Annotated in this window: 17 protein-coding genes and 1 tRNA gene; 3 read left to right on the forward strand and 15 right to left on the reverse strand. The window is 61.8% G+C overall.

All coding sequences use genetic code 11. The annotated features are described in order from the left end of the window. Positions 1-197: 197 nt before the first annotated feature. The 9 genes from LVE68_RS12805 to rpsU all read right to left on the reverse strand — a co-directional run bounded on the left by LVE68_RS12805 (position 198) and on the right by rpsU (position 9,635). Positions 198-1,565, reverse strand: coding sequence for a KAP family P-loop NTPase fold protein (locus LVE68_RS12805; RefSeq protein ID WP_232940796.1), 1,368 nt, complete (start codon positions 1,563-1,565; stop codon positions 198-200). Between the two features lie 476 nt (positions 1,566-2,041). Further along, complete coding sequence (locus LVE68_RS12810) at positions 2,042-2,554, reverse strand: hypothetical protein (protein WP_232940797.1); 513 nt, start codon at positions 2,552-2,554, stop codon at positions 2,042-2,044. 201 nt (positions 2,555-2,755) lie between these two features. Next, a tRNA-Ile gene (locus tag LVE68_RS12815) sits at positions 2,756-2,832 on the reverse strand. 88 nt (positions 2,833-2,920) lie between these two features. Further along, entirely contained in the window at positions 2,921-3,925 is a 1,005-nt protein-coding gene (locus tag LVE68_RS12820) for an autotransporter domain-containing protein (protein WP_232940798.1), read from the reverse strand. Positions 3,926-4,059: 134 nt separating this feature from the next. Beyond that, on the reverse strand, positions 4,060-4,449 hold the full coding sequence (locus LVE68_RS12825) for a diacylglycerol kinase (RefSeq protein ID WP_233006716.1): 390 nt from the start codon (positions 4,447-4,449) through the stop codon (positions 4,060-4,062). Positions 4,450-4,568: 119 nt separating this feature from the next. Beyond that, positions 4,569-6,437, reverse strand: a complete 1,869-nt coding sequence (rpoD, locus tag LVE68_RS12830) for an RNA polymerase sigma factor RpoD (RefSeq protein ID WP_232940799.1) — start codon at positions 6,435-6,437, stop codon at positions 4,569-4,571. 199 nt (positions 6,438-6,636) lie between these two features. Further along, positions 6,637-8,664 (reverse strand): DNA primase, encoded by a 2,028-nt coding sequence (dnaG, locus tag LVE68_RS12835; RefSeq protein WP_232940800.1) that lies wholly within the window; start codon positions 8,662-8,664, stop codon positions 6,637-6,639. Positions 8,665-8,735: 71 nt separating this feature from the next. Continuing rightward, a complete protein-coding gene (locus tag LVE68_RS12840; protein ID WP_232940801.1) occupies positions 8,736-9,182 on the reverse strand; it encodes a GatB/YqeY domain-containing protein in 447 nt (148 codons plus the stop codon). A 237-nt stretch (positions 9,183-9,419) separates the two neighbouring features. Then, complete coding sequence (gene rpsU / locus LVE68_RS12845) at positions 9,420-9,635, reverse strand: 30S ribosomal protein S21 (protein WP_020411530.1); 216 nt, start codon at positions 9,633-9,635, stop codon at positions 9,420-9,422. A gap of 358 nt (positions 9,636-9,993) precedes the next feature. Here rpsU and tsaD point away from each other — a divergent pair, with 358 nt between their 5' ends. Genes tsaD through folK form a run of 3 tightly spaced genes read left to right on the forward strand, consistent with a single transcriptional unit; the run spans position 9,994 to position 11,905 of the window. Continuing rightward, complete coding sequence (gene tsaD, locus LVE68_RS12850) at positions 9,994-11,031, forward strand: tRNA (adenosine(37)-N6)-threonylcarbamoyltransferase complex transferase subunit TsaD (RefSeq protein WP_232940802.1); 1,038 nt, start codon at positions 9,994-9,996, stop codon at positions 11,029-11,031. Continuing rightward, positions 11,031-11,411, forward strand: coding sequence for a dihydroneopterin aldolase (gene folB, locus LVE68_RS12855; protein WP_232940803.1), 381 nt, complete (start codon positions 11,031-11,033; stop codon positions 11,409-11,411). Before tsaD ends, folB begins: the two co-directional genes overlap by 1 nt. A 2-nt stretch (positions 11,412-11,413) precedes the next feature. Further along, the gene (gene folK / locus LVE68_RS12860; protein ID WP_232940804.1) at positions 11,414-11,905 is read left to right on the forward strand and encodes a 2-amino-4-hydroxy-6-hydroxymethyldihydropteridine diphosphokinase; all 492 of its coding nucleotides are present in this window, start codon (positions 11,414-11,416) and stop codon (positions 11,903-11,905) included. Between the two features lie 87 nt (positions 11,906-11,992). Here folK and LVE68_RS12865 read toward each other — a convergent pair whose 3' ends face one another. From LVE68_RS12865 to LVE68_RS12890, 6 genes are all read right to left on the reverse strand, one after another. Further along, on the reverse strand, positions 11,993-12,907 hold the full coding sequence (locus tag LVE68_RS12865) for a dienelactone hydrolase family protein (RefSeq protein ID WP_232940805.1): 915 nt from the start codon (positions 12,905-12,907) through the stop codon (positions 11,993-11,995). 234 nt (positions 12,908-13,141) lie between these two features. Next, the gene (locus LVE68_RS12870; protein WP_232940806.1) at positions 13,142-14,245 is read right to left on the reverse strand and encodes a type 1 glutamine amidotransferase domain-containing protein; all 1,104 of its coding nucleotides are present in this window, start codon (positions 14,243-14,245) and stop codon (positions 13,142-13,144) included. A 108-nt stretch (positions 14,246-14,353) separates the two neighbouring features. Further along, the gene (locus LVE68_RS12875; RefSeq protein ID WP_232940807.1) at positions 14,354-15,601 is read right to left on the reverse strand and encodes a HAMP domain-containing sensor histidine kinase; all 1,248 of its coding nucleotides are present in this window, start codon (positions 15,599-15,601) and stop codon (positions 14,354-14,356) included. Then, positions 15,591-16,280: a response regulator transcription factor gene (locus tag LVE68_RS12880; RefSeq protein ID WP_232940808.1), complete on the reverse strand. Its 690-nt coding sequence runs from the start codon at positions 16,278-16,280 to the stop codon at positions 15,591-15,593. Before LVE68_RS12880 ends, LVE68_RS12875 begins: the two co-directional genes overlap by 11 nt. Positions 16,281-16,400: 120 nt before the next feature. Beyond that, positions 16,401-17,135, reverse strand: coding sequence for a pteridine reductase (locus tag LVE68_RS12885; RefSeq protein ID WP_232940809.1), 735 nt, complete (start codon positions 17,133-17,135; stop codon positions 16,401-16,403). Then, positions 17,128-18,369, reverse strand: a complete 1,242-nt coding sequence (locus LVE68_RS12890) for a multifunctional CCA addition/repair protein (protein WP_232940810.1) — start codon at positions 18,367-18,369, stop codon at positions 17,128-17,130. Before LVE68_RS12890 ends, LVE68_RS12885 begins: the two co-directional genes overlap by 8 nt. Between the last annotated feature and the right edge of the window lie 476 nt (positions 18,370-18,845).

The following is an 18,845-nucleotide window of genomic DNA, read 5'->3' on the forward strand; positions in this document are numbered from 1 at the left end:
AGGGCATGTCATGCCCGCAATTGTGCCCCCCAAAACTAGCTTTGTGGTCGTTAGATGGGCTCATCCCGACCTTTGCTAATTGGCATGCATGCGGGAAGCGCATTTCTGGCTCTATTACCTAGCGGGCGAGTAGGCCCAGTTACCCTGGGCCCTTTGTGGATCCGCTGCAAGAAAAAATGACGGGTATTGTAAGTTTCTTATCTGGGGTTGGTGCTGAATAGGCTTAGTTTCTCGATGAGAAACGGTATTATTCTGCCTCGTTCTAAGTGATATCGAGAAATACGCTGCTCAAGGTTTCTAGTTTTATCGGAACTATTGAGTTGGGAAAATTCCGCGTCACTAAGAAGGGCATATTTAATCCACATTGCCATGATTTTTAGCGTATCGTAATAGCTACCCTCTCCCATTTCATCAGATATGCCTGTTTGCTGGCAAAGCTCTGCATAGCTTATGTTGCCTTTCTGTAATGCAGTGAATATCTCAGGTCTAATGACCTTGATTACGGACAGAAATGAAATTATCGGGGGTAGCCGTAATTGACGTTCAGTAGATGCTGCATAGAAAAGTGCAATATTCGTATAAACGCGCTCTAATTGCCGTAGCGAAAGGTCGAAATGTTTCGCCAGTGCTTCATTTCCCCTAAGGAGGGCGTCTTCATCACCCCAGGCTTCAATTTCATGTAATTCCATCAATCTTTTATTATATAGAGTGATGTCATTAAGGGGCGAGTCCCAACTCCGTTTGGGTAGTGACGTTTCAATATTGATGAATTTCTGCAGGTAGGTATGCGCATCTATATTAGTGCCATAAACACACTTAACTGCTTCTTCTAGTTGGCGTCTGTGCATAACTAGAATGAATATTACATTTCTCACCGAGAAGAGATGCTTTATCTTTTCGATAAGCTCTACGGCATAATTGGGTCTGCATCGATCAAGTTCGTCAACAATAATTATTAGTGGAGTTTCTCCTGTAGGAGTAAGCATGCTGGGGATTTGAGAGAGAGTTGATTTAAAAGATTCAAGGGTTTCTATATCCTTTTCGTGACAGGTTAAGCGCTCTTCAATAAAGTCGCCAACAACGCCGGAAACACCTGTTGCGACTTCATTCTGTATGTCTCCCAGCGCTTCTATATCACTATCCTTAATTGCTCCAAGAGTCGCCGCTCTTAAACCTATTTTTGCCGTCCAGGATAAAAGCTGAGCACCAACATTTTTCGTCTTATCCAAAAAATCTTTTATTTTGTCTTCATCGGTGCAGTTAGCGTTTTGTTCAATATAGGCGTTAATGGCGCTCGCAACTGAGATGAATGGCTCGTCGAAATAGTCATTAGCGAATGCATCTATGTAAACACAAGGTATGTTTTGTTCACGCAACATTCCTTGCCACATCCTAGAGAACGTTGTTTTCCCTTCGCCCCATCGGCCGTCTAAAGAGATGACTAGCTCATCACTTGACCGAGTTACTAGATTTAACAGCGCCTCTCCGAAATCCTTTCTCCCCAATGCATCTTTTTCAAAAGCCTCTGAATCTTCAACAACTATTGGGGGTGTTACTATGTGCATAGTTCCTCACTTGTTCTACTTCATGCTCATGAGCACTACATGGTAGATATATAAAGGTCCCACTCTGATTGGATAAATAAGGCCAGATATTGGAGCTTATAGGGTGCCTTGTGTGTATTTAACTTACAGCGCAAGGGGAAATTAGTCCACTATAAGCGGGTATATTCAGTACTAAACACCACTGGGAGTGGACATCGATATGTATCTGCTTGGCGACATGCAGTGAGCGTCTGAGGCGTCGCGGGCTTGGGCGTCAAGTCATGGCGGTCCGTCCCAGTCATCGAGGCCGAGCCAAGTTAGTCGGTACAGTATTGGCTCGCGTTTTGCGATTAGATAGAGAGTTATTTGTATTCAGCCCAGCTGCTTTAGTTCTTTGCGGTATCGTGAAGCTGTATTTTTATCGCACCCTATAGGGTCATAATCCGAGAGACTGCACTGAGAATAGTTGGGGCCAGAGAAAAATATTGATGTCGATATCAACTGTCCATCTGGAGGTTATACCGAGCTTGTTTCAGGAGCCCCGTAATACGTTCCTTTGCATCAAAGGCCGCCTGCCGTATATGGTTTCTCGTTTCGTCAAGCTTCCAGTATTCCACCTCATCGGGTAACACATGGAAGTGTGTCCGCACATAGTATTCAGCCAGGGACTCACCCGTCTTGGGGTTCAGGTCCCGCTTTACGGCAAAGATCTTCTTGTAGCTTCGCGGGGCCAGGTAAAAATACAGCATCACCTGGTCCCAGGTGGTGAGCTTGGCAGAGGGGGTGTTGCCGCTCTCGGTCCATGTGTGTGACTTGCACTCGACAATCACTTTCTGCCCCGCGCATCCCAGGTCGAACTTGTGTTGTTTCTGGTTGAGGTGGCCGATGGGTAGCCAGAATGGTCGGGCAAGTGCTGGAAAGAAAGCTGTTAAGAGCGAGTGCACCAGCTCTTCGAAATCGGCCCCGACAGCGGCGTTACTTGCTGCATTTTTTCGTTGGTGGTTTGTCATTGGTTTTGCGTGAGCATATTGAACGCTACCGTGCTCGCGGTCTGCGTTGATTTACTTGTTATTGTTTCTGGACGTATTTCGATTCGACAGTGCGTATCTTATTTTGTCGAACACTATTGGCTACAGTAAGTCGCATTTTGAAATGAGCGTCAACCGTATATCTGGCTGAAATGCGGGGTGTACTTGATGGGGAGAGGAAAATGGTGGGCCCTCCGGGACTTGAACCCAGGACCTGCCGATTATGAGTCGGATGCTCTAACCAACTGAGCTAAGGGCCCCCATGGAGTGCCTGCTGATGGAGCAGGCGGTCGGGAAAAGTACTCGATTTTCCCCGTTAAATCAACGGCTTTTGCCTGTCGCGCGGTGCTACCAGGCCCAGCTGAAGCCCAGGCCGGCGCGCAGGCCCTGCCAGTCGTGATCGTCCACCGAAGTGCGGTAACGGAGGTCGAGGGACAGGTCCCCCATGGGTAGGGTGAGCAGGCGTGTGCCCACACCCAGTTCCATCCAGCGGGCGCCGCGCTGGTGGCGCAGGTCTGCGGCGCTGGAGCTGTAGAGTTCGTCGTCGCCATCCAGGATCTGCCACAGGTTGGCATAGGCGAAGTGCGGGCGGTCGCTGCGGTAGGCGCGCACCCCCGCACGGAGTGCCAGCTCCGGGGTGACGTCGGAATCGACCGCGTAGCGGCCGGCGTCGATCACTGCCAGGTTGGTGTAGTTGGCCAGCAGCTGCAGCTGGGGCTCGATGCCGTAGCGCTCGGTCAGGGCAAGGTCGTAGCCGGCTTCCGCGGCCAGAGCGAGCTGCACGCCGTGGGTGTCGCCGCTGGCGCCGCGATAGGTGTCGGTCTGTACGCGCAGGTAGGCGACCTTGGCCTGCAGGTCCAGGTAGCGGCCGCTATTGCGCAGGTCGCTGAAGTAAGCGCCAACAAAATAGCTCTGCAGGTCGTTGGTGCCCACCTGGCCATTGCTGCCATCGCGGCGGCGGGCAAAGCTGTCGCCGCTGGCGAAACTGCTGCCGGCGCTGACCCCGGCCTGCTGGCTGCCGTTGCAGGTGGGGCCGGCGAAGAAGTCGTGGCTGGCGCGGAAGCCGGTCAGGGTGCCGTCAAAGCGGCTCGGGGCATCGCCGCGCCAGTCCAGTTCCAGCCCGCCGTGGTGCAGTTGCAGGCGGCTGTTGCTGTAGCCCATTGGTGCATTGCGCCATTCCTCCCGGCGTTGCTGGAAGCCGTCGAGCTGTTCGAGGGAGACCTGCTGGGCGAGTCGCTTGATCTGGGCGAACACGACCAGCTCGCCACGATCGGCGGCCTGGGCGTGGGAGAGCGCGGGGGCGACGCAGAGCAGGGCGAGCAGCCCTATAGTCGCCAGAAACTTTGGTGCCATAAACCTTCCGTGGTTGATGCTTTATGGGCAGTGGGGAAAGTTTAGACGGGCGTACGAATTGTGGCGCGCGGTGGCGGAGATTTCCTGGCGCGGGGCAGGAGTGGTGCATGGGCGCGGCGAACGCCGCAGGAGGATCAGGTGACCCAGCGCGGCAGCAGGATGCACACCCAGGTGAATAGCCACATCAGCAGCGACAGGGATACCGCGGCCGAACCGGTGTCCTTGGCGATCTTTGACAGCGGGTGCTTTTCCGGGCCGATGCGGTCGATCGCGGCCTCCACGGCGCTGTTCAGCAGTTCCACGATCATCACCAGCAGGGTGACGCCGATCAGCAGGGCGCGCTCGATGCCTGTCTCGCCCAGCCACAGGGCCAGCGGGATCAGGAATACGGCCAGGCTCACTTCCTGGCGGAAGGCGGCCTCGTTGCGCCAGGTGGCCAGCAACCCCTGCCAGGAGTAGTTGGTGGCATCGATCAGGCGCGGGATACCGGTCTTGCCCGGCTTGTTGACGAACTCTTCCTGCATTACGGTTTCCCTCCGGCGGTCATTCCCTGTGGCGGTGGTATCGGTCAGGCGCGGTTTCCTGGCCACGACTGTGTAACCTGTTGGTAAAAAAAAGCCCGGCGGTGCCGGGCTTTGGGTGCTTATCCTTCGTCGAGGAAGCTTCGCAGGTGCTCCGAGCGCGACGGGTGTCGCAGCTTGCGGAGTGCCTTGGCCTCTATCTGGCGGATACGCTCGCGGGTCACGTCGAACTGCTTGCCCACTTCCTCGAGGGTGTGGTCAGTGTTCATGTCGATACCGAAGCGCATGCGCAGTACCTTGGCCTCGCGCGCGGTCAGGCCGCCGAGCACGGAGCGGGTGGCGTCGTGCAGGCCGGTCTGGGTGGCGGTATCCACCGGGGACGACTGGTTCTGGTCCTCGATGAAGTCCCCCAGGTGCGAATCCTCGTCGTCGCCGATGGGCGTCTCCATGGAGATCGGTTCCTTGGCGATCTTGAGTACCTTGCGGACCTTGTCCTCCGGCATTTCCATGCGCTCGCCCAGCTCTTCCGGGGTCGGCTCGCGGCCCATCTCCTGCAGCATCTGGCGGCTGATGCGATTGAGCTTGTTGATGGTCTCAATCATATGCACCGGGATACGGATGGTGCGCGCCTGGTCCGCGATGGAGCGGGTGATGGCCTGGCGGATCCACCAGGTGGCGTAGGTGGAGAACTTGTAACCGCGACGGTACTCGAACTTGTCCACCGCCTTCATCAGGCCGATGTTGCCCTCCTGGATCAGGTCCAGGAACTGCAGGCCACGGTTGGTGTACTTCTTGGCGATGGAGATCACCAGGCGCAGGTTGGCCTCGACCATTTCCTTCTTGGCGCGGCGGGAGCGGGCCTCGCCGATGGACATGCGGCGGTTGATCTCCTTGATCTGGCCGATCTCCAGCCCGGCCTGCTCGCGGCACTGGGCCAGTTTGCGCTGGCAGCGGATGATGTCTTCCGCCAGGTGGCGCAGGTTGTCGGAGTAGTCGCGCTTCTTCTTGACGATACCGGGGATCCAGTCCTCGTTGGTCTCGTTGCCCGGGAACTCCTTGATGAAGGTCTTGCGCGGCATCCGGGCTTTCTTGATGCACAGGTGCATGATGGCGCGCTCCTGCAGGCGCACCTCGTCGAGGATGCTGCGCACCTGCTGGTAGAGCGGGTCGAACTGGCGCGGGGCCAGCTTGAAGTAGCGGAACACCTCGCCCACGGCCTCCAGGGCCTCGCCGGCCTGCTTGGAGTCGCGGCCGTGCTTCTTGATGGCGGCGTCGGCTTTCTTCTGCGCGGCGATCAGCTTGTTCATGCGCTCGGCGAGTTCTTCCGGATCGATACCGCCGACGTTCTCTTCCTCTTCCTCGGAGGAATCGTCGTCGTCATCGTCGGAGTCGTCGTCATCGGACTTGTCGCTGCTCGGGGCGGGGGCGGCGGCCTGGCCGGTCTGGGCGCCCGGCGGGACCTCGTCGGCCGGGTCCAGCCAGCCGGCGATCACGTCCGGAATGCGGCGCTCGCCTTCCTCGATCAGCTTGTACTCGTCGATCACGTGCTGGACGGCACCGGGCCAGTAGGCCAGGGCTGCCATCAGTTCACGCAGGCCTTCCTCGATCCGCTTGGCGATGGCGATCTCGCCCTCGCGGGTGAGCAGCTCCACGGTACCCATCTCGCGCATATACATGCGCACCGGGTCGGTGGTGCGGCCCACGTCGGATTCCACCGCGGCCAGGGCGGCGGCGGCTTCGGCGGCGGCTATCTCATCGGCGGAGCTGTCGCCCTCGGCCATCAACAGTTCTTCGGCATCGGGTGCACTCTCGAACACCTTGATACCCATGTCGTTGATCATGCCGATGATGTCTTCCACCTGATCGGGATCGGAAATATCTTCCGGCAGGTGGTCGTTTACTTCTGCATAGGTCAGGTAGCCCTGCTCTTTACCGCGGGCGATCAGCTCCTTGATGCGGGAAGTCGTCTGCTGTTGGGTTTTGTCGGTCATGCACAACCCTGAAATCTTGGGGGTTAAAAAGTCGGGACAAAGACGCGGGATTATAGCGTATTTGCGATAGCAATAACCACTCTGGCTGTCAAGTGACGCCGTGGTGCGAAGTCTGTTGTGCTCGGTTCCCGATCCCGTCTCCCGTCCGGGGTTTATCGATATGGTGCTGGGCCCCGGTATTTCAAGGCCCGGCACCTGACTAGTCGTCCTTGCGCCGCCAGTTGGCCAGCAGCGCCCGCTGCTCGTCGCTCAACTGGCCGCCACCGCTGCGCAGCTGCTCCAGCAGGCCGCGATTGTGCTCGCGTGCCTCGCTGCGCTCCAGCTGCTGCAGGCAGTCCCTGAATTCGGCCTGGGGGTCGTACTCCAGGCCCGCGTCGCCGCGGGCCAGCTGGCGTACGCCGCTGACCAGCTGGGAGGCCGCCAGTTGCGCCAGGGTGTCGCAGGATGCGGCACCGTGGTGGGCGCGCCAGTAACCCAGCAGCTGGTTCAGATTGTAGTCTGGCCGCTGCCGAAGCAGCTCCACCAGGTCGGCGAACAGGGCCAGGTCCGCCACGCCGCGATTGCGGAACTGCGCGCTGTCGGCGATCTGTGCCGCCAGCTCCGGGTGGTGCAGCAGCAGCGCAATCAGCATGCGCTCCGGCGGCAGGCGGTACTGGCCGCTGCGCCGGCGCGGGGTGGCGGCTGCCGGTGCCGGCTCCGGGGCGGCCATGTCCGGGGGCTGGTCGAACTCGTCGATATAGTCCTGGGGCGGCTGCGGCGGCATCTCCCCGGGGCCCGGGTCCGGGCTGCCCGGGGCGGCTTCGCCGCGCGGTGCAGCCGGCTCACTGCGCGGGGCGCTGTGGGGCTGCGGCGCGGTTGGGGCCGCTTCCGGTGGGCGGCTGGCGCGGCTGGCCTGCTCTGCCTCGATGATTTCTTCCAGCATCTCCCGGTCGAGGCCGGTGCGCGCCGCCAGTTGCTGGAACATCAGCTGGCGATAGACGCCGGCCGGCAGCAGGTCCAGCAGGGGGGCGGCCTGCTTGGACAGGCGCGCGCGCCCGTCCATGGTCTGCAGGTTGATGCCTTCCCCCACCAGGTCGAACAGGAAGTCTTCCAGCGGCCGTGCCTGCTCTTCCACCAGTTGCGTAAAGCGCTCGCCCCCCAGCTGGCGCACCAGGGTGTCCGGGTCCTCGCCTTCCGGCAGCAGCAGGAAGCGCACACTGCGGCCGTCCTGCATCTGCGGCAGGGCGGATTCCAGTGCCCGCCGGGCGGCCGCGCGGCCGGCGCGGTCGCCGTCGAAGCAGAACACCAGTTCGCCGGTATGGCGGAACGCCAGCTGGATATGTTCCTCGCCACAGGCGGTGCCCAGGGTGGCGACCGCGCAGCGGATGCCGAACTGGGCCAGCGCCACCACATCCATGTAGCCCTCCACCACGATCAGCCGCTGCAGGTCGCGGTTGGCCTGGCGCGCCTCCCACAGGCCGTAGAGTTCGCGGCTCTTGTGGAAGATCGGGGTTTCCGGCGAGTTCAGGTACTTGGGCTTGTCGTCACCCAGTACCCGCCCGCCGAAGGCGATGGTGCGTCCGCGCTGGTCGCGGATCGGGAACATGATCCGGTTGCGGAAGCGGTCGTAGTGGTGGCGTCCGCGGGAGGCGCTGTTGCCGTTGCTGTCCTGGCGGCGAATGGCCAGGCCGGCGCGCTCCAGCTGGTCGGCCTTGTCCGGGGTGTCCGCCAGCTCGTTGAGCAGGTTGTCCCAGCCCGGCGGCGCCAGGCCGATACCGAAGTCGCGGGCGATCTCACCCGACAGGCCGCGCTGTTTCAGGTAAGTGATCGCTCGCCCCGCGGAGGGGTGCGAGCGCAGCTGGGCGCGGTAGAAATCCGCTGCCTTGCCGGTCAGCTGGTAGAGCGACTGGCTCTCCCGCTGGCGCTGCTCGACGCCAGGGGCCAGCTGCTCGCGTGGCACTTCCAGGCCCTGGCTGGCCGCCAGCTTTTCCACCGCCTCGGGAAAGCCCATGCGGTCGTATTCCATCAGGAAGCCGATCGCATTGCCGTTGGCACCACAGCCGAAGCAGTAGTAGAACTGTTTGTCGGGGCTTACGGTAAAGGACGGGGTTTTTTCGTCGTGAAACGGGCAACAGGCGGAATAGTTTTTCCCGGTCTTGCGCAGTTTCACCCGGCTGTCGATCACCCCGACGATATCGGCCCGTGCGAGCAGGTCGTCGATAAAATGCTGGGGGATCTTTCCGGCCATTCAGTCGTTCCACGAGATTTGCTGCGGCCGGGCGGCGCTGGGCACCCGGCGTAGTGTAGGAATGGCCCGGCTCAGGCGAGCTGGGCTTTCACCATTTTGCTCACCGCACCCATATCGGCGCGGCCCTGTACCTGCGGCTTCACCTGGGCCATTACCTTGCCCATGTCGGCCATGCCGCTGGCCCCGGTGTCCTTGACCGCGGCGCTGACGATCTCGGCGAGTTCGGCCTCGCTCAGCTGCTCCGGCAGGAACTCCTGGATGACGTCGATCTCGGCCTGTTCCACGGCGGCCAGCTCGGCGCGGCCGGCTTTCTCGTACTGGGCGATGGAATCGCGACGCTGCTTGGTCATCTTGTCCAGCAGGGCCAGGATGCGGGCGTCGTCCAGCTCAATACGCTCATCCACCTCGACACGCTTGATCTCGGCATTGATCAGGCGCAGGGTCGCCAGGCGCTCCTTGGCACGGGCCTTCATGGCCTCCTTGGTGGACTGGGCGAGGGTATCCTTGAGAGTGCTCATGGGTATGGATCCGGTCTTTAGGGTTGTTATTCACCCGGCCGCGCGGGCGGCGGGTCAGTATCCGGGCCGCCGGCATGCACGGGGCATCCCGGTGGGGTGGCGGGGCGGGGCCACGCCTTTTAACTCCAGCACAACGCAAAACGGCGCGCGAGTCCAGCTCGCACGCCGTTTTTCGATCACCGCCCCGGGGTTCTGGCCCCGGCCGGCCTCGCTGAGAGCAGCCTCGGGGGCCGCTGCTTAGTAGAGGCGCTGGAACTTGCGGTTTTCGCGCTGCAGCTTCTTGGCGTGACGCTTCACAGCCGCGGCAGCCTTGCGCTTGCGAACGGCAGTCGGCTTCTCGTAAAACTCGCGACGACGTACTTCAGACAGTACACCGGCTTTCTCACAAGAGCGCTTGAAGCGGCGCAGGGCGATATCGAACGGTTCGTTGTCTTTGATTCGTACAGAGGGCATAAGTTACCTGTAAAATTCGTTTCTCTCGGCCTTCCGGCAATTGCTCTCGCAGATGCAATCCGGGGGCCGGTTCACAGCGAGGGCGCAAATTCTAAACACTTGGTCCGGGGATCGCAAGCCTGTCAGCGCCCGGTTTATAGCCATTTCCGCCCGTCTCTGCGGGTCGGTGGCGCCGGTATGCCCCTATATAGGAAGAAAAGCATCCCGGCAGCAGCGGAAATGGCGCCAGAGGGCCGTCTGGCGGGGGCTTTGGCCCGCCTGCGGGTGCCATATGCAGCTTCCCGGGGGATGCCTGCACCCTGACTACCCTTTCAAGTATGATAGGCGCCCTTTGATTCAGCCACGAGTGTGAGACCAAGTGCGGATTCTGGGTATCGAAACCTCCTGCGATGAAACCGGCGTAGCCCTGTACGACAGCGAACGGGGCCTGCTGGAGCATGCGCTCTTCAGCCAGGTGGACCTGCACGCCGATTACGGCGGTGTGGTGCCGGAACTGGCCAGTCGCGACCATGTGCGCAAACTGCTGCCACTGGTGCGCCAGGTGATGGAGCGTTCCGGCACTGCGCCGGCGGACCTGGACGGTATTGCCTATACCGCCGGTCCCGGCCTGGTGGGCGCGCTGATGGTGGGGGCCTGTGCCGGGCGGGCCCTGGCATACGGCTGGGGCGTGCCGGCGGTGGAGATCCACCATATGGAGGGCCACCTGCTGGCGCCGATGCTGGAGGAGAAGCCGCCCGCCTTTCCTTTTGTTGCCCTGCTGGTCTCCGGCGGCCACACCCAGCTGGTGGATGTGCGTGGTCTGGGGGAATACGAACTGCTGGGCGAGTCCCTGGATGACGCCGCCGGGGAGGCCTTCGACAAGGCCGCCAAGATGCTCGACCTGGACTATCCGGGCGGGCCGCGCCTGGCCGCGCTGGCGGAGAAGGGCGATGCGGCGCGCTTTACCTTTCCGCGGCCCATGACCGATCGCCCGGGGCTGGACTTCAGCTTCTCCGGCCTCAAGACCTATACCCTGACCACGGTGCGCGACCACGCCCTGGCAGACGGGCTCCCGGACAACCAGACCTGTGCCGATATCGCCGCGGCTTTCCAGGAAGCGGTGGTGGACACCCTGGTGATCAAGTGCCGCCGCGCGCTGAAGGCGTCGGGCCGCAAGACCCTGGTGGTGGCCGGCGGGGTCTCCGCCAATAAACTGTTGCGCGAGCGCCTGGAGAAGGCGCTGGCCAGGGATGGCGCGGAGGTCTATTACCCGCGCCAGGAATTCTGCACCGACAACGGTGCCATGATTGCCTACGCCGGCTACCTGCGCCTCAAGGCCGGGCAGCAGTCGGGCCTGGGTGTGGAAGTGCGGCCGCGCTGGCCGATGACGGAACTGGAAGGAGGCCTGGCCGGCTGATGGATATCGTTTATATACGGGACCTGAAAGTGAACACCATTATCGGGATCTACGACTGGGAGCGCGAGGTGCGCCAGACCGTGAGCCTGGACCTGGAGATGGCGTTCGATATTTCCGAGGCGGCGCGCACCGACGATATCGAGCACACCCTCAACTACAAGGCGGTGGCCAAGCGGCTGATCGGCTTTATCGAGGGCAGCGAGTTCCTGCTGGTGGAAACCATGGCGGAACAGGCGGCAGGCATTGTGCGCGACGAGTTCAGCGTGCCGTGGCTGCGGCTGCGGCTGTCGAAGCCGGGGGCCGTTCGCGGTTCCCGCGATGTGGGTGTGATTATCGAGCGCGGCGAACGCCCGGCCAGCGGCGCCGCCGCAGGAGTGTGAGCGTGGCACAGGTATACCTCAGTCTCGGCAGTAACATCGACCGCGGGCGGCATATTCGTGCCGGCCTGGATGCGCTGGCCGCTGAATTCGGCAACCTGAGTGTCTCGCGGGTATTCGAGAGCGAGGCCGTGGGCTTCGATGGCGACAATTTCTATAACCTGGTGGTGGGCCTGCACACCGACCTGCCGGTGGGCCAGCTGGCACTGCGACTGCGGGAGATCGAGGATGCCAATGGCCGGGTGCGCAGCGGCCCCAAGTTCAGCGCGCGGACGCTGGATATCGATATCCTCACCTACGACGACCTGGCCGGCGAATTCGATGGGGTAAAACTGCCCCGCGGCGAGATTGTGAAAAACGCCTTCGTGCTGCAGCCCCTGGCCGAGCTGGCGCCAGCCCAGCGCCACCCCCTCACCGGCCAGACCTTTGCCGAGATGTGGGAAGATTACGACAAGGACAAGCAGAAACTCTGGCCGGTACACTTTCCCTGGCCCTGACTGTCTTTGTCCTGCACCCGGGCCCCAGTGCCAAAACCGGCGCGTGGGGCTGCGGGCGTACCCGCTGGGAGCAACGGCTACGCTGCCTTACAGCCAGCCGCGCACCGCATCGATGTAATCACCTGGCAGTATGTGGCCTCCCGTGAGCGCCTGGTGCTTCTTGTCTGCGCTTGCAATCGCATCGTACAGCTGCAGGTTGTCCTCTTTCGAAGCGTACTCATCATCCTCTGCAGTGATCAGGAGAACTCCGGGTTTTTTAATCAGGCCGGCAAGGTTCCTGGGCGCCACGACCGCCGTCTTGTCGTCGATATGTGGCGGCACCATAGCGATAACCCGGTCCACGCGCGGGTCGAGGGCCGAGGCCAGCAGGGCGACCTGCGCGCCCATGCTGTAACCCGCCAGGGTCAGGTTGCCACCGTCCAGGTCCGGTTGCTGAGCGATCCAGTCCATCAGGACCCGGTAATCGAGGACCGTGTCCCGGATCATTGCTTCGTAGTCGCGCTTGTCCCCGAAGTAATGCAGGTCATTCATGATCGACGCCAGGGTGCGGTTGGGGTCTTTCCTGGTGCCGTGAAAGCGTGCATCGATGGCGACCACCACATAGCCTTTTTCGCTGGCGAGCTCGGTGATTTCATTCACCCGGGTCACTGTCGGGCGTCCCTTGAAGGAGTCCACCCACCAGCGCTGGTAGCCTCTTCCCATGGCCGCCATGCCGACCAGCACGGGATATTTTTCCTGTTTTACGGAGGGATAGCTGATGCGGCCGTTGACCAGTGCCCCGTCAAAGCTCCGGTACGAAAACTCAAACTGGCCTCCCCCGATTTCTTCCATCGACATGCCGATATCCGCCGGCGTTTGGTAAGCGTAGGACGCCACGATTGCATCCCGGGCTACCGGCTCCTCTTTCAGCGCTACAAAGGTATACCAGAGGGCGGTAAGGCAACCGATTGCCAGCCCTGGCAGCAGGATCATTCGGGTCGTAAATTTCAGTTTCTTGCTCATGGTTTGGTTCTCCTGATTGATGGGGGAAGTCTGCAGGTGGCCCGGTAAAATTCAGGTGAAAATTCCGGCCGAAGCGTGTGCGATGCAGTATTGCCGGGGGAAGGCTGGTTCACTGGCGGTGGGCTCTATGAGCCCACCGGGTCTGGCAGGGGGCATTGAAAGCTCCTGGCCGGGTGCGCAGGCCGGTCGCGGCCTGGCTCACACGGAAATACGAAGCCGGGGCGACGGTCCTGGTTACACCTGTTTCCCCTGTTGCCACTTTTTTGCAGCGGACAGCAGCCGCACGATATCCACCGCCTTGCCGACCCGTCCCTGCATCACCGCGACAATGCCGTGCATCGCCAGTAATCGCCGGTTGATTGCTTCCCCCTCACCACTGGCCGCCTGCTGGAATGTTTCCAGCCTGGTCAGGGCGCCGCGGTGGCCATCGGTTTCATAGGCCAGTAGCAGCTCCACGGTGTTTTCTTCACTGGTAACCTTTCGCTGTACCGGTTGATAGCCCAGTGTTTTCACCATTTCCTCGGCGAGTGCCCATACCGACCAGGGGTTTTGCCCGGTAACCAGCCTGCCATCGGTGCTGACCTGGCGCAGGTAGGCCGGGCCCGCCTCGAACACGGCGCCGTTCTCCCGCAGCCGGGATTCGAGCAGGAAGGGAAATACTTCCTCCGCCTCCGGAATCAGGAACAGTTCCTCTTCGTTGGTAAAGCTACTGATACGCCGCCCCTGCAGCAGCGGCACCCCCGGCTCCAGCTCTATATCGGCAAGTGCTGCCGGTCCGTGGCAGACCGCGCCGACGACACCGGCGTCCCCATAGATGGATGCCACCAGGTTGTGGATGTCGGCATTGCCGGGGAAGTCGAACATGGCGCCCTTGCCACCGACAAAGAAAATACCGCGGTAGTCACCTGCATTGGCCTGTGCCACCGGGATGCTGTCGTGCAGCTTTGCCTTCACTAGTTGGTCGTTCAGGAATGCGTATTCGATTGGCCCCATATCGTCCCGGTCGATCACTGCCGGCGGCTCTCCGCCCCGGGGGCTGGCGATATCCACGGTAAAGCCATTGGCGGTAAATACGTAGTAGGACCGCGCGAGCTCGGTCAGTTCGTATCCGGTGTCCTTGCCGTGCTCACCCATGGTGGAGGCACTGGTCACCACCATCAGGATTCGGCCGCGGTCACCGGCGGGCCGGGGTTGCTGGAGATAGGGGATATCCCCGGGCTGTGTCTGCGCCAGGGCCTGGTGATCCGGCGGTGGGGGAATCAGGCTTTTCAGCCAAAAGCCGGTGCCGGCGAGCAGTGTCACGCTGAATAATATTGTTAACAGGATTTTCTTGGCCATGATGATTCTCCTTGCTGTTTCAGGAGCATCGTGGCGCAGTGCGCGTGAAGCGCTGGTGAAATTCCTCGGGAAATATCGTGGAGGAACGGGCGCGGGCCAGGCGGGATGTCAGGCCGGATAGATGGAGATTGAGAACAGCTGTTTCTCGCAGTTGGCCCCATAGCCCCACCCCTGCGCATTGAGGATCCGGCTTGCCAGGTACAGTCCCTGGCCGAGACCGTCACTGCCCGGCCTGCGGGTGCCGGCGAGGAAGAGGTTTTCGGTATCGGTGTTTTCCCTGACCGGGTTGGTGAAGCTCAGCCCACTGCCGCTCGCATGAATCTGCAGGGCGGGCCCGGCGGCATGCCGAATGGCATTGTCCAGGAGGATATCCAGCAGCAGTACGGTAAGGCGGGGGTTGCCATTGACCGGCAGCTTGTCCGGCAGCGCGAGATCCAATTGGAAATTCTCTCCCGCTGCGATCTCGCGCCGGGCCAGCAGCCTCTCTTCCAGGAGGGGGCGCAGGTCAAAAGTGGAGCGCTCGATTGATTCGGCGCGCGCCAGTGCCAGCAGTGTGCTGACGGTCTTTTCCATTGCCGTCAGCGTCGACCAGAGTTCGTGTTTCTCGCTGTCCTGCAATTCCCGCTGCCGGGACAGTGCGATGGTGTTGGTGGCTATGGCGAGGCCGGTGCGCAGTTCATGGCTGACATCGCGGGTAAATTCCGCTTCCCGCTGTTGGGCCTGCTGCAGCTCGTTGAGGCTGCGCTCCAGCGTTCGCGCCAGGAAGCCGATCTCGTCCTGGTTTTCGGTGGCGGAAAGGGCGACTGGCTGACGGTCATTGTGTTGCTGCTGCACTTCCCGGGCGAGGCCCAGCAGGGGGCGGATGGTACCGGCGGCCAGCCGGTGTGCCAGCCACAGGGCCAGGGCAGTGGTAGCGAGCAGCGCAGCCAGTAACAGCCATACGAGACGGCCGGACTGGCGCGATACTGTCAGCAGGTTGCCCACGTCCGCAGCGAGTACCGGCCCACCGTCGAGTTCCAGGCGCCGCAGGTGGTAATGCTGTTCCCCGGTAACAAACAGCTCGGCGCTTTTCCGGCCGCCTGCCAGGGCGACCCGGAAGTTGCTCGGGGCATCGCCGGCGGAAGCGTACAGGGAAAAATTGGGCAGTCGTGGTGTCGGCAGCTTGCCGTGGGTATGGAACTGTCGCTCGATATACCGGGCTTCGTCCGATATCAGGTTATCGAGCAGCTGGTCCTCGATGATGTAAGCCGCCATGATCCCGATGCCGCTATAAACCAGGCAGAGCACCAGGGTGAAGCTGCCGAATATCGTAAATACCCGGCGTTGCAGGCTCCGCTGCGGCTGCTCAGCCTTCATCTGGCAGCTCCAGCCGGTAGCCGATATTGCTGATGGTGCGCAGCATGGGGCTTGCGAATGGCCGGTCCAGCTGGCGGCGCAGGCTGTAGATATGGGATTTCAGCGCGTCGCTGTCCGGCGGGTTGTCGCCCCAGATGCGGTGGCAGAGCTCAGCGCGGGTCAGCGGCTCGGGATAGGCACAGGCCAGTTCCCAGAGGATATTGAAGGTGATGGCGGTGAGCCTGAGGGGCTCGCCATCGCGTTCCGCCTCACGCCCGCGCCCGCGGACTTGTAAAGCGCCGATCCGGATTTCGTCATTGCGATGTAGCTCCCGCCGTCTTGCCAGGGCGCCGCACCGCAGTGCCAGCTCGCGCGGGTCGAAGGGTTTGCACAGGTAGTCGTCGGCACCGGAATGGAAACCCAGGGCCTTATCGTCGAAGGCGTCGCGGGCAGTGAGCATCAATACCGGGGTCGTGACCGTGGCGCGCTGGCGGAACTGGCGGCACAGCTCCACGCCGTCCATGTCCGGCAGGTTGAGGTCCAGCAGGACCAGGTCGTAAACCTGTTCCAGGGCCAGCTTCAGGCCCAGCCGCCCGTTATCGGCAAAATCCACCTGCCAGCCATGCCCCTCGAGGAATTCGCCGGTCTGGCGGGCGAGGGTGGGGTTGTCTTCGACCAGGAGTATCTTGAGGCTGTTCACCGGGGGCTTTCCGATTACCGACGTGGAAAGGCATTGTGGCAACTTCCCGGTGAAATTGCAGTGAAATATGGTCGGGCCGCGTAGTTCGGGCCGCGCAGGTCGGGCCGCGCCCGGGGTGGATCAGATATTCAGGCTGCGCCCGCCATCCACGGCCAGTACCTGGCCGGTGATGTAATCCTGGCCACTGACCAGGAAGCGCACGGTACGGGCGATATCCGCCTCGCGGCCGGTGCGCCCCATGGGGATACGCTGGAGGATGCCGGCCTGGGTTTCGCTGTCCACGGCCTCGTCCTCGCTCTCCGGCCAGAGGATGGCCCCGGGCGCCACGGCATTGACCCGTACCTGTGGTGCCAGCTCCAGCGCCAGGCTCTTGGTGACCATTACCAGCCCCGCCTTGGCGGCGCAGTAGATGGTGTGCTGCGGCATGGGCCGCTCGGCGTGGATATCGGCCATATTGACGATGCAGCCGTTATCGCGGGAAAGGCTGGGTGCCAGCGCCTGGCTGAGGAAAAAGGGCGCTTTCAGGTTGCTGCCCATCAGTTCATCCCAGACGGACTCGTCGGCCTCGCCGATGGGGGTGGGATGGAAGGCCGAGGCGTTGTTCACCAGCGCATCGATGCCGCCCCACTGCGCCGTTGCCGCCGCTGCCAGGGCCTCGCAGTCCGCCTGGCTGGCAAGCGGGCTCTGGATGGCAACGGCGGAGTCCGCACGGATACCGTTCAGCTCTTCGGCCAGGGCCCGGGCCCGGGTGCCGGAACTGCGGTAGTGGATCACCACCCGGTGGTCGCGGTGGAGTTCGCGGGCGATGGCGCGACCCAGGCGGGCGGCGGCGCCGGTGACGAGGGCGTTACGCATCTGCGTCCTTCTGTTCCTGTTCTTTCTCTTTCATGACCTGCGCAATGGCGTCGATCCGGGCCCGGTCCAGTGCCTGGCCCAGTTCCGCACCCTCGTAGCCCTGCTCGATCAGTGGTTGTACCGAGACGGCCTCGGCGGCGGCGCGCACCCTGCGCAGGAAGTCCGGCTGGGGGTAGTCGCGATCTGCCAAGCCCGCGCGCCCACGGGCGTCGGCCTCGCAGGCCAGCAGGAAATCCTCGAAACGCTCCGGGCGTCGCAGGGCATCCAGGGCGCGCAGCATTTTCATCAGCGTCTGGGGGCGCAGCTCGAAGGCGCGGTGGCAGTGCAGGTGATATTCGCAGACGCCGGCAGCGAGTGCGGTCAGTTGTTTCGGCACCCGCCAGCGCTTGCATACGTCGCGCACCAGCGGCAGGCCGGCCTTTTCGTGGCCGCGGTGGCTGGGCAGGACCTCTTCGGGGGTGATGCCCTTGCCCAGGTCATGCATTAACACTGCGAAGCGCACCTCCAGGCGGGGCGGTGCGATACGCAGGGCGAGCAGCACATGCTCGCCGGTATCCACCTCCGGATGATGCCTGGGCGGCTGCGGCACGCCGAACAGGCGGTCAACTTCCGGCAGCAGTATCTTCAGTGCGCCGCATTCCCGCAGCACGCGGATAAACACATCCGGGTCCGGCTCGGTGATTGCCCGGCTGATTTCCTTCCATACCCGCTCGGCCACCAGGTGCTCGACCTCACCGGCCTCAACCATCTGGCGCATCAGGCCCATGGTGTCGTCGGCAATCTGGAAGCCCAGGTGGTGGTAGCGGGCGGCAAAACGGGCCACCCGCAGTATGCGCAGGGGGTCCTCGGCGAAAGCGGGGGATACGTGGCGCAGCAACCGGGCTTCAAGGTCGGCGCGACCGTTATAGGGGTCGATCAGCTCGCCGCTGTCATCCTCGGCCATGGCGTTGATGGTGAGGTCGCGGCGCAGCAGGTCCTGCTCCAGGGTGACGTCGGGGTCGGCGTGAACGGTGAAACCACCGTAACCGTGGCCGCTCTTGCGCTCGGTGCGGGCCAGGGCGTACTCCTCGCTGGTATCCGGGTGCAGGAATACGGGGAAGTCGCGGCCTACAGGGGTGAAGCCCTGCGCGCGCATATCGTCTTCGGTTGCACCCACGACCACCCAGTCCCGCTCGTGCACCGGGCGCTCGAGGAGCCTGTCGCGGACTGCGCCGCCCACCAGGTAGATTTTCATCGCGGGGGCCTCGCGGGGGGAATACTGCTGTGCCGGTCTCGGCTCTGTACCACTGTAATTCCTTGCGTCCGGCGCCGTGGAGAGCGTTCAAAGAGGAGGGGATTGAGCTTCTGGAAGATAAAAAAAAGGCCCCGAAAAAACAAGGGGGCCCAGGGTCTTAGGGTATACGCGTCGGCCCGGGGGCCGAAAAAGACTGTGCCCGGGGACGGGCGGAGTCGCCGGGCGACTCGGGTGGCAGTAAAGACCTGACTGCCAGATGATGACAATTCTATTAAACCTGTCTTACCTGTCAACAATTCATTTCGAGATTTTATTGAGGGACTTGGGATTACGTTCGTTAATACACTATGAGGCCGAGCTAACGGCTGATTTTGCCAAAGCAAGCAGCATATTTTATAAGGGTAGGTCGATATCACAGCATAAATGCGCGTCGGCGGGGGGTGTTGGCCCCGTACGGTGGCGCAGATTTCGACATG

The organism is Microbulbifer sp. YPW16 (assembly GCF_021290385.1).
GTDB classification, from domain to species: domain Bacteria; phylum Pseudomonadota; class Gammaproteobacteria; order Pseudomonadales; family Cellvibrionaceae; genus Microbulbifer; species Microbulbifer zhoushanensis.